The organism is Corynebacterium choanae, from assembly GCF_003813965.1.
In the GTDB taxonomy this organism is placed as follows: Bacteria; Actinomycetota; Actinomycetes; order Mycobacteriales; family Mycobacteriaceae; genus Corynebacterium; species Corynebacterium choanae.
On sequence record NZ_CP033896.1, the window covers coordinates 2,032,441 to 2,049,681 of the forward strand.

Sequence of the window (17,241 nt, forward strand, 5' to 3'; positions counted from 1 at the left end):
GCGGGGAATCCTGGCTGCGCGGTGGCTTTCGATGGGTGTGGCACGGCCGAATGTGGCAAAGTGGGCAGTGTGGCTTTGTTGTTATTTGATGTTGACGGCACGTTAATTGATTCGTTCCCAGGTATCCGCCAGTCGCTGTTGGCGGCGTTAGCTGATGTTGGCGGCCCGACACCGGATGAGGATTTCCTAGCCGGCATCGCCGGCCCGCCAATGGAGCACACGTTGCGCCGTCTCGGGCTTTCCGAGCAGCAGGTCGCGGCCGGACTGGACGCCTATTTGCACCATTACGGCAAGGTTGGGGTGCATAACGCGACACCGTATCCTGGAATGCTTGATTTGTTGCGCCACCTTAAAGCTCAAGGGCACCTGCTGGTCACAGCCACCAGTAAAGGGGAACGGTTTGCGCGAGAATCGTTGGAACGCTTTGAGATGCTTGAGCTTTTCACCATTGTTGGTGCCGCTGAAGAAAACGGTGCCCGGCGGAGTAAAGCTGCGGTTATCAGCTATGTGCTTGACCAACTTGGTTCTACACTAGAGGTGATTCCGCAATCCGCTGCTGCACCTGGTGCGCCTCAAGCACAGGTTCGTGCACCGATGCCGTTGTTAATGATCGGCGACCGGGAACACGATATTGCCGGCGCTGCCGAGTTCGGGATTGACACTGCGGCGGTGACGTGGGGTTACGGTAATGCAGACGAGTGGGCGCAGGCGCGCTATACCGCCGCGAATCCTTCCGAGTTGGAGCAGATCATTGGAAACCTCGAATAACCCATCGACCGCCGATGCGCTACTGCAGGTGGTGTTTGTTTGTACTGGTAATATTTGCCGCTCCCCCATGGGGGAAGTGATTTATCGGGATTTCCTCGAACAGGCCGGGTTAGACAGCCAGGTTGCGGTGGCATCGTGTGGGATTGGCGGTTGGCATGTTGGCCAGCAGGCCGATGAACGGGCGCTCGCCGAGCTTACCCAGGCCGGTTATGACGGCAGTGCACACCGGGCACAACAGCTCAACGACACACTTGCCGACGCAGACCTGCTGGTGGCACTTGACGCGGGGCATGTTCGCCAACTGCGGGCACGAGGTATTCCACAGGAACGCATCCGGCTGGCCAGGTCATTTGATCCAGCTAGCCCACCGCAAGCCGATGTGGATGATCCCTACTATGGGACAGCCGACGATTTTCAGCAGGTTCGCCAGCAGCTGGAGGCGGCAATGCCTGGTCTGGTGGACTGGGCACGTTCTTGGATTGCTGACGCATCCGGACGGTAACCGTTCCTCGTTTGTTCGCAACATCATGCTGCTGTGCTGCCGGTGATCGACACTTGCAGCCCACACAGAAAGTGCTGGAAACCTCTCCATGGCTCGCCCCCAATCTTCGTCCTCAGCTGGTTTGCGCTCGTTTTTCTCCCCCGGATGGCTCATCACCATCGCTCTGGTGATGGGATTTATGTGGGTGGCGTTTACGGTGCTTGCCCCCTGGCAATTAGGCAAGAACGAGGTACGTTCGCAGCGCAATGAACGTATCACCACTGCGGTGGCACAAGATCCTGTTGCGTTAGCGACAGTAACCGCCGCCGACGGATCGCTCCCGCCGACAGCTGATTGGACAAAAGTCACCCTGCACGGCAAGTATCAGCCCAGCGCGGAAGCACTGTTGCGAATGCAGCTGATCAACGACACCCCGTCCCTGCAGGCGTTGACGGTGTTCCACACTGACAGTGGCGAAACACTGTTAATAAACCGGGGATTCGTGGCAGCCGATCAGGCACAACGCACCCCACCGATCACTCCCGCGCCGGAGGGCGAAGTTACTCTGGTCGGGTTTGCCCGAGTGGCGGAAGAAGCTAGCGACAAACCCGTCGCGTTGGTTGACGGGGTGCCGCAGCCGCTGACTATCAACCCGCAGCAGATCGGCGAAATCCTCAACGCGGACCTTGCAGACATGTATGTGCAGCTGGCTGCTGACCAGCCTGGGGTACTTCATCCAATCCCGCTACCGCGCCTCGAGTCGGGTCCCTATTTGTCCTATGGCATTCAGTGGATTGCCTTCGGTATTTTGGCTCCCCTCGGATTGATCTATTTCATCGCCGCCGAGATGCGGGAACGCCGCCGCGAACAAGCTGAACGCGCCGCGCTTGCCGATAGCAACAATGATCTGGCAGCACCCACCCCGGCACCGTCTAGCCCTGAAACGGCTCACACGGCGCCGGCAGCTGATCAGACACCCACGTCAAAAAATTCCAAACAGCACCGCACCGATTCCGGTGGGCACGATAGGCCGCAGCACCCCGCCACCCGGCCGCGCCGCGCCACCTACACCGTTGATGCTGCACACGCGACTGATTTATGGCGAGATGAAGACGACGAACGATTTTAATCATCGCTCGACGTGAGTTCCTGACACAGCGCCACAGCTAGCAGCCCTATCACAGCAACTGTCGCCACCGTCAGCGAAGTACGCCGGGTTAACTGTACTGCTGCAGGCAACGTAGCCACTGTTACCGCATCACCACGACCCATCTGGGGTCGCTGTTCGGTTCCCCACGCGTAGGTGGTCGTGCCGCCTAGGCTGACACCAAGAGCGGCTGCGGCTGTTGCCTCAACCGGGCCGGCGTTCGGTGAAGGATGCGCCGGAGCGTCCTCTTTCCATGCCCGGATCGCTTCCCGGCCGCGGGCAGGGTCGGCCACTGAAGCCAGCAACACATGGGTGGCAGCGTTAATCCGCGCCGGCACGAAGGCGGCCAGATCATCAAGCTTTGCCGCCGCCTTTCCAAAGCGTTCATAGCGTGCATTGCGGTAGCCCACCATTGCATCCAACGTGTTGATCACCCGGTGGGCAACCACCAGCGGCGCACCGCCAACTACAGCAGCAACCAGCGGCGCAATGGCTGCATCACAGGTGTTTTCTGCTAACGATTCCACCCCTGCCCGAGCCATACCAGACGCATCTAACGCTGCCGGATCCCGGGAACACAACCAAGGAATCCAGGTTCGGGCTTGCTCGACATCACCCGCAGACAGTGCGGTGGCTAACGCTTCTCCCACCTTCGCCAACGTCGTACCCCCCAACGACGCCCAAGTCACTGCTGCCAGCGAAACAACGGGGAAACGTTGCGCAATCTTCCAGCACACCAGCGTGGGCGGAATCACAGACACTGCGACAAGCGCTACACCCGCATCAACCCGGTCTGCGTAGAGCACCCTCTCCGCGGCACTAATACCCCGTCCAAGCAACGCCACTGGATGCCCCCGCTGAGGATCGCCAAACCAAGAATCGGCAATCACCCCCGCACTGATTCCTGCCGCCCGCTGTAGCCACTTCCTGCCCTTCACAACAGCCTATTGTATTCCACCCCACAACCGGCCAAGAACAAATCATCACAGCAGCCTGTAACGCCCCAGCAGCCTTACAGCCACCCCCACCCCCAGACACACATTTTGTCCCTTAACCCCTTAACCCCATTTTGTCCCTTAACCCCCAATCTTGCCGCAACCATCGATTGCCGAAATGACGAAAACCACTGTTCGACTACTTGCGAACAGTGGTTTTCTTTTCTCAACGTGCGCCCTGACGGGTTCGAACCGCCGACCTGCTGGGTGTAAACCAGCTGCTCTTCCAGCTGAGCTAAAGGCGCATACGACCACTGCAACATGCCTTCAGCACGTTCAGCAGCCTGCAAACAACGTTGTCGTTTGCACGTGGACAAACATTAATACATCAGCTGAAGAAAACACAATTCCCCTGCTTACAGCACTAAAACAGGAACACTACTCAGGGAGGGAGCAGTCACTGTCTTAAAGGCTGATCGATGGAGATAACGCATGCCCCAGCAGGCGGCTAGCTTTTCCGCGCACCCCGCGAGACCAGACAAGAACCTTGCCACTGCCCGAGCCGCTCTGCAGAGGTCTGCACCAAACCGGCTAGCTGCGCCGACTCGTTGATCACACCAGGATCAACCGTGCCCGGCGAACCAACAGCCGGAGTGAGCAGCCAGATGCGTCCATCATCATCCAAATCGCCGAGACAATCGACGAGCGCGTCACAGAGATCCCCATCGTCGTCCCGCCACCACAGCAACACCATGTCACACAATTCGTCGCTGTCTTCATCGACAAAGGCAGCACCAATCGCATCTTCGAGGGCTTCGCTAATCGTCGAGTCGGCATCCTCATCCCAGCCGAACTCTTTCACGATTTGTCCCTGCTCAGCTCCGAGCAGAGCAGCAAAGTCTTTATCCTGGGCGCCGGATTCGCCGGTGTGCACCACGCTCTTGTTTCCTTCCTGACAACGACACTGCATATCGCGTCCTGTTGTGTCGAAATTCGCAGCTGTCATCACTTTCTATGACCGGCAAATATTCCAACGATTCACGCCGGCCAACCGCAAGTGCAGCAACTGCAAGTGACTATCTTGCAAAGAGCGTACCAACTTCCCCGCCGTAGCAAACAAACTGTGCCCTGCACAACGCACCAACAGACACCAATATCCGTAGTCGAACACACCCGCTCTACTGCCCCCGCCTGATGCCCCCGCAGTAGCCGCCAGCCGAACCGCAACTCGCAACTGCTTTCCCTCAAGGCGCACATTTTCGCCCTGTTTCGGGGCAAAATACAAAAAATTTTTCACCCAAACTCGACTATTTCCACACCCGTACAAACCATGTGACCAGCGGAAGTCGATACCCAACATGACGGCAGCTACGATTGCCCTCTATTGTGGGAGGGGACACAGTGCGCGGCCACGAGGACAGCAAGCCATTGCAGCGTAACTGCTCATGCTGCTATCAGCGTTACACCTGCTCGGCAGAAAACGCGTGGCTGATGAAAAGCACACTGCCACACAATTTTTTCTACAAACTCAATATTCAGTGACGTCACAACGCCGTGATCCACCAACCCGGCAACGCTCCCCGCAGCTGAGAACACCACCCCGAAAACGACCGTTTTTGCAGTGTTCCGCCGCAGTTGCCGCATGTGATCACTGTTTGCGTCGGCGTGCTCGTAGCGCACACCGACGAAAGTGCTGGACTGCTTCCCGGCAGACATTGTGGATATCGGATCTCCGTTGCCTGACGTTTTCATTCAAACTAGAGGAGACATTGGTTCTATGGCTCAGGACACGGAAGGCAAGCGCAGCGTCGACGACAGCAATTTCGCGCTGATTCGTGACGGTGTGGCGTCCTATCTGAACGACACCGACCCGGAAGAAACCCGGGAATGGCTGGAAAGCTTTGACGGGATGTTGGCACACGCCGACCCAGACCGGGCGCGGTTTATTATGTTGCGCCTGCTAGAGCGGGCAACCGCGAAACGTGTCCCACTCCCGCCGTTGACCTCTACGGACTACGTCAACACCATCCCCACCACTATGGAGCCCGAATTCCCTGGTGATGAGGAAATCGAAAAGCGGTACCGTCGCTGGATCCGCTGGAACGCAGCAATCATGGTGCACCGTGCACAGCGTCCAGGGATCGGGGTCGGTGGGCACATTTCCACCTATGCTGGCGCAGCACCGCTGTACGAAGTGGGGTTCAACCATTTCTTCCGCGGCAAGGATCACCCTGGTGGCGGCGACCAGATCTTCTTCCAAGGACACGCCTCCCCTGGCATGTATGCCCGCGCATATCTGGAGGGACGTCTCACCGAAGATGATCTCGACGGGTTCCGACAGGAAGTTTCCCGCGAACAGGGCGGCATGCCGTCCTATCCGCACCCGCGTTGTATGCCTGATTTCTGGGAGTTCCCCACCGTGTCCATGGGACTTGGCCCTATGGATGCAATCTATCAGGCACGATTTAACCGCTACCTGCATAATCGCGGCATCAAAGACACCTCGGATCAGCATGTGTGGGCGTTCCTCGGCGACGGCGAGATGGACGAGCCAGAATCGCGTGGTCTCATCCAAATGGCGGCGTTGAACAATCTCGACAACCTGACCTTCGTCATCAACTGTAACCTGCAGCGACTTGACGGCCCGGTGCGCGGCAACACGAAAATTATCCAGGAACTGGAATCATTCTTCCGTGGTGCCGGCTGGTCAGTCATCAAGATTGTGTGGGGTCGCGAATGGGATGCGCTCTTCGAAGCTGATAAGACCGGTGAACTTGTTGAGCTGATGAACATCACCCCGGACGGTGATTTCCAAACCTTTAAGGCCAATGACGGCGCCTATGTGCGGGAGCATTTCTTCAACCGCACCGAGGAAACCGCAAAACTTGTCGCCGATTACACCGATGAGGAAATCTGGCAGCTGCGCCGCGGCGGCCACGACTATCGGAAGATCTATGCCGCCTATAAGCGAGCAATGGAAACCAAGGATCGCCCAACCGTCATCTTGGCGCACACCATTAAGGGTTATGGTCTTGGCCATAACTTCGAGGGTCGTAACGCCACCCACCAGATGAAAAAGCTCACTCTGGACGATCTCAAGCAGTTCCGCGACAAGCAGGGTATTCCGATCTCGGATGAGGTCTTGGAGAAGGATCCCTACAAGCCGCCGTACTACAACCCAGGCCCTGACGCCCCAGAAATCAAGTACATGCTGCAGCGGCGCAAGGAGCTCGGCGGGTTCCTTCCGGAGCGACGCACCACCTACACCCCGGTTCCGGTACCAGATATCGACAGCTTGCGGATTATTCGCAAGGGTTCCGGGAAGCAAGAAGTTGCCACCACCATGGCGCTGGTGCGTACCTTTAAAGAACTCATGCGGGAAAAGGAACTGAAGAAGCGTTTTGTGCCGATCATCCCCGATGAGGCACGTACCTTCGGGATGGACTCCTGGTTCCCGACGTTGAAGATCTACAACCCGCACGGGCAGAACTACACCCCGGTTGATCACGACCTGATGCTGTCGTATCGGGAGGCAACCGACGGCCACATTATGCACGAAGGCATCAATGAGGCTGGTTCACTGGCAGAATTCATCGCCGCCGGCACCTCCTACGCCACCCATGGTGAACCGATGATTCCGCTGTACATCTTCTATTCGATGTTCGGTTTCCAGCGCACCGGCGACTCGATTTGGGCTGCCGCCGACCAGATGGCTCGCGGCTTCCTGCTTGGCGCCACTGCCGGCCGCACCACGTTGACTGGTGAAGGTCTGCAGCACATGGATGGTCATTCGCCACTGTTGGCGGCCACCAATCCGGCTGTTATCACCTATGATCCGGCGTTCTCCTACGAGGTTGCGCACCTGGTGCATCGCGGTATCGACCGGATGTACGGCTCCGAACAGGGCGAAGATATCATCTACTATCTCACCGTCTACAACGAGCCAACCCCGCAGCCTGCTGAACCAGAAAACTTGGATGTTGAAGGCCTTCACAAGGGTATTTATCTCTATGAGAAGGCTGGCAAGGCGCACCATGAGGCTTCGATCCTCGCCTCTGGCATCGGTATGCAGGCAGCACTCAAGGCGAAAGAAATCCTTGCCGACGAGTACAATGTCGCCGCCAATATTTACTCGGTCACCTCTTGGATTGAACTTGCCCGCGATGGCGCTGCCCGAGATAAGGAACAGCTGCAGCATCCGGAACAGGATGTCGCTGCCCCATTTGTCACCAAGCAGCTTGCTGATGCGGCAGGCCCATTCGTAGCAGTGTCGGACTTTGCCACCGACCTTCCAGAGATGATCCGCAAGTGGGTACCTGGCGATTACACTTGCCTCGGTGCCGACGGATTCGGGTTCTCTGACACCCGGCCTGCTGCCCGCCGCTACTTCAACATTGACGCCGAGTCGGTTGTTGTGGCTGTGCTCATGGGTCTTGCCCGTGCCGGCGAATTCGACATGAAGGTTGCTGCTGAAGCTGCACGGAAGTACAACTTGGACGATCCAACCAAGGCGTAACGCGAAACGAACCGTAGCTCAACAAGCAGGCCGTGTGTACTCGCCACCGACGTGACGGAGTGCAAAGCGGGCCACCGCCCCCACCGGGGATACACCACAACACGGTGCATTCCCCAGGTGGGGGCGTTTTTGCTGCCGATCGAGTATGACCCGCGTTGGCACACGTGCATCATGGCCAACGCGCCCTCGCCATTTTTGAGCTGTTTTCTAATTTGTAGCGCTCCAACCGTTCCGCGCTATCGGTTTTTCCGCCATAGTCGATACGGTGATGTTCGCGGCGCCCTTTCCCACGCGCGTAACGAGCAACCATGCCATAGCGAACCGTGCAGCAAAGGGAAACAACACCAATCAAATAACCTCGCACCTTCGACCTTGCGAAACCTAAAACAAGCAAGCCAACGTGAATCCGGCAATGAACCACCGGTTGCTGACTCGTATCACAGGCTGTTGCGACACTCCTTACAGCGATGCTGCCCGGGAACGGTGTCGCCAACTAGCTGCAGAGGTTGCACTTCGAGCAACCGTTCCAAATACCAACGGCAGATTTGCGAGCGTGACCCAGTTCCCCGGGAACCGAAATGGCCAAGCATCCGCACCTGAATACGGTTGTGCCTGTGCTTGCGGGCAAGGCGCTGCTGGAGGACACGTCAGATATGGCACACCATCTCCAAACTTTCAGGAGCCAACGCGGGTTCAAGGAGTGAACCATTCCCTGGAGCGTGCAAATATCACGACCCTGTAAGGCGTATCCACGGCGGGTGAGCATTTGGCCACGTGGTGCACTGGGCACAGCGACAATGCTGATCCATGATTTTCCGCCGCCTCAGTCCCTCGAGCACCTTCCCTTGCCGGGAACAGATGATCCACACCAGGCGGACGATAATTCGGGGTAACTCAGCGCTCATTAGATTGGCGCCTATAGCCCGGTGATGATCCGGGTACCACAACGGGCCGGCTACGCCGAAACAGGACTCCTACCACCCCTGGGGAGCGGGTTTATCGTAAATATCACCAGCGATGGTTCGTGGGTGTTCATCGATAGGGGGTTTACCCGTGGTCGGCTTTCGCTTCCCGCTCCCCTTGTTTGTCGGCTTCGGCACGTTTACGAGTTGGAAATTTGCGCCGATACGACGAGGTTTCTTCAAGCACGTCGGCAATCGCCGTATTCACCTCAGCGGGGGCTTCCAATACCGCCATATGGCCGCAGGTGTCTACTGTGACAAAGCTGGCTTTTGGCCACAGTTTGTGGATTTGTTTTGCCTGACTGACCGGAGTGACATCGTCCTGCTCCCCGACGACAATTGCGCCGGGCAGGTCAGCTAAGGCGGTCGCAACGTCACGCTCGTCATGATCACGCAGATCAGGATAGAACCCGACAAAGGTTGGGGTGGGCGTTCGGTCAATCATTGAGGCATGAAATTCCACCAGATCATAGGCTACTGCTTCCCGATGGAACACCGTTGCCGCGAGTGCTGGGGCGAGCAGCCCCCGCAACGTGTGCCGCAATTCATCGGCATGATCGGGATCTTCGACTACCGCTTCGATAAAGCGTTTGCCCACCTGGGTTGCCAGCAGCTGTGGGGTACCGGCAGCTGCCATGGGATTGACCGCGGTATCGATTGCCACCAGGCCTACTATGCGCTTGGCAATCTGTTGGGGGGCGCGGCGCAGCACACTAAACGCGGTCATTCCCCCCATCGAGTGCCCAACCAGCAGCAGATCGCCCTGTTTGGCTGCATGTTCGATGACAGCGATAACATCATCGGCAGTGCCATCAATGGTGAGGGTGTCCGGATCGACTCCGCGCTCAGCGGTATCGCCGTGTCCCCGCAGATCTAAAAGCAGACAGGCAACTTCCGGGAATTGTTCGCGAATAAAGTCGACTTGCGCAAAATATGCGTCAGCAGCAAGGGTGAAACCGTGAATAAAGACCACGGTGTAGCGGGCATCGGTTGGACCGGTGCGATAGACCTTAATTGCCCCTGCTGGGCCGTCTAAAAAATATTCTTCGTCAAGGTCGGTCAGCCCAGGCCTGGTGTGCTCATCATCAATGCGATCTTGCACCTTGGCAAGATGGCGCCGCCCGGGTGGTGACAGTCGCAGGGTGACACGCCGCAGCGTGTGCAATATCCGCGTGGGATGCAGAATCATGACGCCAAAAACCACCTATCTGTCACGGATATGCACGTGGGTGAAACAACAACAAATTGCCCCCATACCTTAACAGGCGTTGCCGGCTGCACTGTGCATCGAGCCTCTCCTTCAACCCGCCGCAGGTTTCCCCACGGCACGCAATCACAACGTGGACTCTGCCGCGAAAAACAACCATCTTGACAGGACACCTCCAGCAACAGTGGGAATCACACCCGGTGGTGTAGGTTGGTTGGTGCACTACTGACGATGAAACTCTCGGATGAAGGGACTGGTTGTGGCCACCATTGATGCCAGCGCGTTACAAGGATTCCTCAAGCAACCCGAGCAAGATCCGATCGACCCCACCACCGTGACCGGACAGCTCACAGCGCTGCTGGTAAAAAGCGCCGGTGTTGACCCGCAGGATGTCACAGAGACAGCAACGTTTGCCAGCCTTGGGGTGGATTCGATTGCGCTCGTGCAGTTAGCAGTCGAATTAGAAGAGCAATTCGGCATTATTGTCCACGACGGCGATTTCCAGGCCACCACCACGATCGGCGAGTTGGAACAGCTCATTGCCGCCAAACAAGCGAATCAGGAATCCTAACCGGCGAAGCAGCACTACGCACCGGCGCATCGCTACTTGCCTATGCAGCGAAACGCAGTAATGCAACCGGAATAGACGTGCAGCAGCAGTCGCTAGATAACCACGTGCAGCGTGAAGCCGTACTGGCCAGCAAGCCTGCTTGCTACCGCGGCAAACTGGTGCAGCTCACTGGAACGCGCTTCAATGCGCTGATCACAGCAGTAATGTCCACTGGGTTCCCGTCGCCACCTGGTGACGAATGCATCGCTGCTGTCGGTGAGACAATCGTGGATATTCACCTTCTCCAAGGTCGCTACCGGCGGGGCGGTTGGCAAGCACACCGTCATTGCATGTTCCACTATGCGACGGCAAGACTTAGGCATATTGCGCACCACCAGCGTGCATTGTACGAAGGGATCAGCCGCAACAGTCGTCACCGTTGCGGGTGAGAATGCAGTGGAACGAGCAAGGGAAGAAACAGACACGGGAAATCCTTGTGATGGTGTGACAAGCATGTGTTCAGCAGACAGCCGCAACCCGCATGTCAGTGGCCTGAAAGCGCCACAGTAAACATGGGTGGGCAGCGAGGCACGTCTTCCCCTACGACCTCGTCCAAGTTCGCCAACGCTAGTCCTCGTCGCACCACCTCAGTGGTGCGAACAATGCGCTGGTCAATCGATACAGCACAAACCGTGGTAACGGCAGTGCCCACTGTTGTCGATGAGCGCTGCGCGCGATGCGCTGCATCGCGGCCAAAGCACACCACGAGCTGGGTGGACAAGCTGCGGCTGCCTCGTGCCGTGTCGTATCGGTTCAAGCAGGCAATACGACAACGCGGCAGGCAAGCACACGCTTTTTCCAACGCCAGGACGCTTGTGGTGCAGATAATCCACGTCAACAGAACAGCTCGCTTATGAGCAATGTGCTCAACCCTCGTTTGGGTGACCCGGCGACGGGTAACGACTCCGCGCGGCCAACAACCCAAGTGAGCACATCGCTGTTCAGCCAAGCTCAGAGGCTATAGAACAGTTGTTGAGTGGTATCGACAACAGGGGCGGCAGGGCAGGTGCACGAGTTGCTGTGAAGGCAAGCCCGGTCGCACTGCACTGCTGCTGGTTTGTGTTATTCGACCATTCGTAACCGCTCGTTGCTGCAGTTTGAATTGCAGCGGCGAAGTGTTACTTCATGGATATCCCCAGTTTCCGGTATGGGGAATCACAGCAGCAACCTTCAAGCAGCACTTTATCCCCCGAAGCCTCAAGGGGAGCTTCACTGTTGTCTGGGCGGTGGTCAACCCCTAGTTCGTCCTGCGGCTAAGGTGCGTATAGATGCGTTCGTTCGTGGGCGCCCACAGTGGTTTCGCCCAGTCTCCAAATGCTCGATCGGTAAGCATAACCATCGCAACCGACATTGCTGGATCAATCCAAAAATAGGTACCTGCCTGGCCAAAGTGTCCTGCCACATGCGGCGGCATCGTGGCGGGAAGCCAATGCGGCTCTTTGTAGCCGTGGATTTCAAACCCTAGTCCCCACGGGCAGGGTCGCTGCATCCCAAAGCCGGGAACAACCCCTTCTAAGTCGGGCAATTGCACCGTCATCATGGTTGCAACGGTTATCGGATCTAACAGCGTGGGGGTAAGTACCTCACCGGCAAATGCCACCATGTCCGCCAAGCTGGCACGCATGCCATGTCCGGCTGATCCGTGCAATTCCGCAGTATTCATACCCAGTGGTGCAAAGACGGTCTCGTGGAGGTATTCCGCAAACGGCATCCCAGCTTCCCGCTCGATCGCTTCGGCGATCATCTCATAACCCGCTGAGGAATAGATGCGGCGAGTACCTGCTGGTTTTTCCATAGTTCTTGTCGCAAAACCCACTCCACCGGCATGGGCTAGCAGCTGGCGCAGCGTGGCACCTTCTTCGCCAATCGCGTCATCTAGTGCGAAGAATCCTTCTTCCACTGCCATCATCGTCGCCCAAGCAACCACCAGTTTGGTCACTGAGGCCAGCTCATACACCCGCGAGTCGTCCCCAAAGGTGGCTGTCATCTCTGGGCTTACTACTGCGGCAGCAGCATGATCGACGGGATACTCACCGACGGTGTCGGCCAGTAGTGTGCGAACAGTTGCGGAATCAAACGTCTTCACAGCCGACACGATAGTCGGCTACGACCATCTCAGCGGGTTTCCGCGCCGGAGTAGATCTCATTGCTCAAAGCGTAGAAGCTCCTAGCGGTTCCACCGGATTCACGGGTGGTGTCGCTTCGCAACTGTCCCGCTGTCATCATCTGTGGGGATGCTGATCTGTGGTTTGTCGTTGATCCTTGGTTGCAGACTGTTCATCGTTAGGGCGCACGGTGATATCAAGGTGTTCACCGGCGGGTAGATGCCCCTCGTCTAACGCTTCAATCCAGCGATCTCGTTCGGCTGTGACCCCGGCGCGCTCGCCTTCTTTTCTGGCACGGCGCAGTCCTTTGCGCCGACCAATGCGGCGGCCTTGTTTCATCCCGTCTCGGCGGCCAGCACTTTCTGCCTGCCGGAGGAGTCGTTTGAGCTGGCTTGCAGTCATATTCACGGGTGCAAAATCACTGTGTACGGGCAGCACCCAGCCGCGCCAGTAGGCGATGATCGCAAAACCAGCCCCCACCACTGTTCCGCAAATCATGCCTGCTGCATCAAGATCAACTTGGTGGAAGGCGACCATGGTGGATGCGGCGGCAATAGCTGGCGTGGCATATAGCGTGTTTCCCCCAAAGACCGCCGGGGTGGTGCCAATGGCGATGTCGCGGATCATGCCACCGCCGACTGCGGTGAGTACACCCATGAAAATTGCTGAGGCGGCGGGCATGTTATAGCTCAACGCTTTGATTGAGCCGGTGGTCGCCCACACACCCAAAATGATCGCATCGCCATGTACTCGAAACAGCTCCCACGCCCGCCCTTGCAGATGAATCACTAGGGCAACTAGTGCACCGGCGATTGCAAACCCCATATAGGAGGGTTGCGCGATCGCTGCAGCAGTGCCCCGCTGCATGAGGGTGTCACGCAGCATACCGCCAGCAAGCGCGGAGAAAATCGCCAAAAAGGCAAAGCCGATAATGTCAAAATTGCGTTGTCGGGCGATGGTGCCACCGATCGCCCCATTGAGGACGACTCCGATGAGGTCAAGGACGCGATACAACGCCAAAATTGAGGGATCCACATCGTGCATGCCAGCTATTGTCACACAATCAGTGTGAGCATGTTCACTGTTTTCCCGGATTCCACTGGCTGTTGCCCCTTCCCTCCTGCGCACTTTGCACAGTTGCTGCTGATCATCCTGGAGCACATCTGTGTGTGTCGGCGACTTGTCGCCAAACAGCGCAGACGAACATGTCGGGTGACTGCAACGACACCAACAATCACCAACGCCACCGCTGCTTCGGTCTGTGCAGCAGCGGTGGCGTGAGGGTCGGTACTCAGCTTCCAAGAACCGGGAATTCAGTACGGAATTGGCAGTTGGTGCGGGTGCAACCGTGAGAGTGCGCTCTTGCCGATTATGCCCAGGATTCTTCGAATTCGGTTTCTTCGCGGCGGGTTTTGCCGACAGGTGTTTGCGTTGTGCCAGTTGCTTTATTTGCAGCTGGCAAGTCAGTGGTGTCGGCGGAGTCTGCGGCGTCATCTTCCGGGGCGTAGACGGTGTTCTCACTGGCCAGCGTCGCAAGATCAGCGATTCCGTGACGCTTGGCAACAATGAGCGGCACCAGTGCCTGACCGGTGACGTTGACGGCGGTACGACCCATATCGACAATTGGCTCGACTGCCAGGAGCAGACCAACACCGTCTAGTGGCAGACCCAGCGTCGACAGGGTGAGTGTCAGCATTACTGTCGCCCCAGTCGTACCGGCAGTGGCAGCTGAACCAATCACCGAGACGAATACGATCAGCAGATAGTCGGTGAACTCCAGTGGAATCCCGTAGAAGGAGGAAACGAAGATCGCAGCGATTGCTGGATAAATTGCGGCACAGCCGTCCATTTTTGTGGTTGCACCCAGTGGCACTGCAAATGAGGCATAGGCGCGGGGGACGCCGAGTCCTTTTTCTACTGCCCGCACCGTCACCGGCATGGTGCCCATTGACGAGCGGGAGACAAACCCGAGGGAGGTCACCGGCCAGATCTTTTTGTAGAAGTGCACGACAGGCAGTCCGTTGACCTTGAGCACAATGGGGTAGATAACGAGCAGTACGATCGCCAAGCCGATGTAGATGGCGAAGACGAACTTGCCGAGTGAGCCGAGCGCGTCAAACCCGTAAGTTGCCACCGCTTTGCCGAGGAGGCCGGCAGTCCCAATTGGGGCAAGGCGGATAATCCACCACAGCACCTTTTGCACCACAGCCAAGATTGATTCGTTGAGTGCAATAAATGGCTCTGCCTTTTTGCCGACTTTCATTGCGGCAATACCGAAGGCGATGGACAGTACGAGCAGCTGTAGGACGTTGAAGTTCGGCGCAGCGGACACTGCCCCGTCGCTCAGTTTTGCCGAGACTTCCAGCCCTAAAATATTGGTCGGCAGCAGCGACTGTAAAAACGCTGCCCAGGAGCCAACATATCCGACGTCTTTGGCCGTATTAGGATCGACGCTGCTATTGGCACCGGGATCGACGAGCAGTCCGACGCTAATCCCGACAAGAACTGAGGCGGTTGCGGTAATCGCAAACCAAATCAAGGTATTTCCCGCGAGACGGGCGGCACCTTGGACTTGACGCAACTGCACAATCGAGGTCACCACTGCGGTGACGACCAGCGGCGGAATAAGTAATTTCAGCAAGGTGACATAGGTGCTGCCGATCTGCGACAGGATCGTCACCAGCCAGTTGCCTTCACCCATGCGGGCACCAACGAGCCCTAATACAACGCCGATAATCAGCCCGTAGATTACCTGCGCGCCGAAACCGGTAAAGGGATTGTTCCGCGAAGCTTGGGGAACGTGTGCTTTCGTCTGTGTCATTACTGACTCTTTTCTTCTGTCACCTAATTCGTGCGCCCTCCCCGAGCAGCACAGGTGCCATGAGAAACATCTGTCAAGGATCTGCAACGAAAGCGTTGCGGCGCATAGTATGATCCCACCGCCTGGACGACACCTCGACCGACAAGAAAAAGGCCACATGGGTGCGCCTGTTTGCAGCAGGAAAATACCAGGACAATAACGAAAGATACAGACTTCAATGCAACGTATGTCGCCGCCGTGAAGCCTTGCTGCTGCAAGTCTTGGCTTGATCGGCGTCACACCAGGTGGTGGAACACGCAAAGCCTATACTAGACAGATCTGTTCAGGCAACTTGAACCGCTCGGTTCACCATATCTAACCCGGCCGACGACGCAGATATTCCCTTATCCCCACCATCCCCATGCACTAGGGAATCTCCACATGGTCTCATTGGCACGACTGCCGGCGCTGTTTTCCCGGAATAGTTCCCAGTCAGACCGCAGCACTGAAATGGGTCGCAAGCAGTAAAGCACGTCTTGCTGCGTAAGTCCGCATCCCTATTGCTTCGGGCACGGTGCCTCAATCGCGAAAGTTGCCGGTGACACAGGATTGCCCCACACCGCAGCGATGCATGGTCGCGCCAGCTGTTACCGCCTTGCCATTGTTTTGGTGATACGCAGCAAACCACGGGTAAGTGCCCCTTCCCAAGCGGCGATTTCATGGGCGGTGTTCGTAAATTCTGCGGTGACAACTGCCCCAGCTTGCTGACAGGAGCGTTGTGCTTGCGCGACTAAGCTACACAGGTTACGTTCCGCCAGCCCGGCGCTGAAATGGATCACAGCTCCCCGATAGTCAAGCTGCCCCAGCAGGTGCGGAAGTTGCGGCGAACCATCCCGGTCAGGCCACCATAAACTCGGAGAGTTGGCAATTGCGCCAGTGATGGTGTCGCGATGCTGGGCAAGCATGCGCAAGGCAGCAAGCCCACCGAGGCTCTGCCCCGCCACGATGACTGGCTTGTCGGCCAGCTGGGTCATTGCAGGGAGCAGCTCATGCACAAGATATGCAAGGTAGTGATCATCCTCGGCAAGGTTTTGTGCACGGTTATGGCTGGTATCCACCGCAATGACTTGCACGCTTGGCAAATACCCCCGTGCGGCAAGGGTTGTCAACGCGGCAGGCAGTGCTGTGGCCTTCCAGAGTTGCCCATCGCAGAGCAGCACGACCAGGTGCGGATGCGCAGGTGCGGTGTAGTACACCCGCGTGGAGCCCACGACGCGTTCCTGCCAGGCGCCGCCGTTTGCTGTCCACCCCAGCCGTGGTGGCGCTGCGGGTCCTGCGAGTCGACCAGGCATGGGTTGCGCAATTGCCGGGGTTACCCGAAGCGGCACTGCTGCCGCTTGCAGCTGTTGCCACCTGATTCGCGGATCATCCGCCAATGGTTCCCGCACAGGCGCAGCAAGGATTGAGCCGTAGGCATCGACTGGATAGGAACAGCTGGCCTGAAAGTGCCCGGGACGTACCTGGTGCATCGTGGGCAGCGCGGGCGCACTGCGATCATGCACCGGCAATGCACAATAATGCACTGCCTCGATTGTCGGGTCGGTGAGCGTTGTTTCCAAGGTGATTGTGATCTTGGCGGTTCCCATACGCTTGCGCAACTCCTTTCCCGGCAGGCTGACACACGACCCACCCCGAAATCTTTTTGTCTTA

At 57.5% G+C, this 17,241-nt stretch carries 12 protein-coding genes, 1 tRNA gene and 1 pseudogene; 5 read left to right on the top strand and 9 right to left on the bottom strand.

Going from position 1 to position 17,241, the window contains the following annotated elements:
- Window positions 1-69 precede the first annotated feature (69 nt).
- The 3 genes from CCHOA_RS07325 to CCHOA_RS07335 all read left to right on the top strand — a co-directional run bounded on the left by CCHOA_RS07325 (window position 70) and on the right by CCHOA_RS07335 (window position 2,378).
- Window positions 70-768 carry an HAD hydrolase-like protein gene (locus CCHOA_RS07325; RefSeq protein ID WP_123928879.1) on the top strand — a complete coding sequence of 233 codons (699 nt, stop codon included), beginning with the start codon at window positions 70-72 and terminating at the stop codon, window positions 766-768.
- Window positions 752-1,270 carry a low molecular weight protein-tyrosine-phosphatase gene (locus CCHOA_RS07330; RefSeq protein WP_281273263.1) on the top strand — a complete coding sequence of 173 codons (519 nt, stop codon included), beginning with the start codon at window positions 752-754 and terminating at the stop codon, window positions 1,268-1,270. Before CCHOA_RS07325 ends, CCHOA_RS07330 begins: the two co-directional genes overlap by 17 nt.
- A gap of 88 nt (window positions 1,271-1,358) precedes the next feature.
- The gene (locus CCHOA_RS07335) at window positions 1,359-2,378 is read left to right on the top strand and encodes an SURF1 family cytochrome oxidase biogenesis protein (protein WP_123928885.1); all 1,020 of its coding nucleotides are present in this window, start codon (window positions 1,359-1,361) and stop codon (window positions 2,376-2,378) included.
- Here the strand turns inward: CCHOA_RS07335 and CCHOA_RS07340 are convergent.
- The 3 genes from CCHOA_RS07340 to CCHOA_RS07350 all read right to left on the bottom strand — a co-directional run bounded on the left by CCHOA_RS07340 (window position 2,375) and on the right by CCHOA_RS07350 (window position 4,268).
- Window positions 2,375-3,334 (bottom strand): CobD/CbiB family cobalamin biosynthesis protein, encoded by a 960-nt coding sequence (locus tag CCHOA_RS07340; protein WP_245992106.1) that lies wholly within the window; start codon window positions 3,332-3,334, stop codon window positions 2,375-2,377. The genes CCHOA_RS07335 and CCHOA_RS07340 overlap by 4 nt on opposite strands.
- 229 nt (window positions 3,335-3,563) lie before the next feature.
- Window positions 3,564-3,636: transfer RNA gene (locus tag CCHOA_RS07345), tRNA-Val, on the bottom strand.
- A gap of 203 nt (window positions 3,637-3,839) precedes the next feature.
- Window positions 3,840-4,268 carry a DUF3052 domain-containing protein gene (locus CCHOA_RS07350; RefSeq protein WP_245992107.1) on the bottom strand — a complete coding sequence of 143 codons (429 nt, stop codon included), beginning with the start codon at window positions 4,266-4,268 and terminating at the stop codon, window positions 3,840-3,842.
- A gap of 840 nt (window positions 4,269-5,108) precedes the next feature.
- On the opposite strand from CCHOA_RS07350, the gene aceE reads away from it, so the two are divergent.
- Entirely contained in the window at window positions 5,109-7,847 is a 2,739-nt protein-coding gene (gene aceE, locus CCHOA_RS07355) for a pyruvate dehydrogenase (acetyl-transferring), homodimeric type (RefSeq protein WP_123928888.1), read from the top strand.
- A 1,047-nt stretch (window positions 7,848-8,894) separates the two neighbouring features.
- Here the strand turns inward: aceE and CCHOA_RS07360 are convergent.
- Window positions 8,895-9,998: an alpha/beta fold hydrolase gene (locus CCHOA_RS07360; protein ID WP_123928891.1), complete on the bottom strand. Its 1,104-nt coding sequence runs from the start codon at window positions 9,996-9,998 to the stop codon at window positions 8,895-8,897.
- A gap of 262 nt (window positions 9,999-10,260) precedes the next feature.
- Between CCHOA_RS07360 and CCHOA_RS07365 the strand changes: the two genes are divergently transcribed.
- The gene (locus CCHOA_RS07365; protein ID WP_123928894.1) at window positions 10,261-10,587 is read left to right on the top strand and encodes an acyl carrier protein; all 327 of its coding nucleotides are present in this window, start codon (window positions 10,261-10,263) and stop codon (window positions 10,585-10,587) included.
- A gap of 92 nt (window positions 10,588-10,679) precedes the next feature.
- Here the strand turns inward: CCHOA_RS07365 and CCHOA_RS07370 are convergent, their stop codons facing one another.
- From CCHOA_RS07370 to CCHOA_RS07390, 5 genes and pseudogenes are all read right to left on the bottom strand, one after another.
- Complete coding sequence (locus tag CCHOA_RS07370; protein ID WP_123928897.1) at window positions 10,680-11,051, bottom strand: hypothetical protein; 372 nt, start codon at window positions 11,049-11,051, stop codon at window positions 10,680-10,682.
- 812 nt (window positions 11,052-11,863) lie between these two features.
- Window positions 11,864-12,712: a serine hydrolase domain-containing protein gene (locus CCHOA_RS07375; protein ID WP_377739935.1), complete on the bottom strand. Its 849-nt coding sequence runs from the start codon at window positions 12,710-12,712 to the stop codon at window positions 11,864-11,866.
- A gap of 337 nt (window positions 12,713-13,049) precedes the next feature.
- Window positions 13,050-13,775, bottom strand: a pseudogene (locus CCHOA_RS07380) (trimeric intracellular cation channel family protein); the annotation flags it as partial.
- Window positions 13,776-14,100: 325 nt separating this feature from the next.
- Window positions 14,101-15,552: a dicarboxylate/amino acid:cation symporter gene (locus tag CCHOA_RS07385; protein WP_123928903.1), complete on the bottom strand. Its 1,452-nt coding sequence runs from the start codon at window positions 15,550-15,552 to the stop codon at window positions 14,101-14,103.
- Between the two features lie 626 nt (window positions 15,553-16,178).
- A complete protein-coding gene (locus tag CCHOA_RS07390; RefSeq protein ID WP_123928906.1) occupies window positions 16,179-17,177 on the bottom strand; it encodes an alpha/beta hydrolase in 999 nt (332 codons plus the stop codon).
- Window positions 17,178-17,241: the final 64 nt, after the last annotated feature.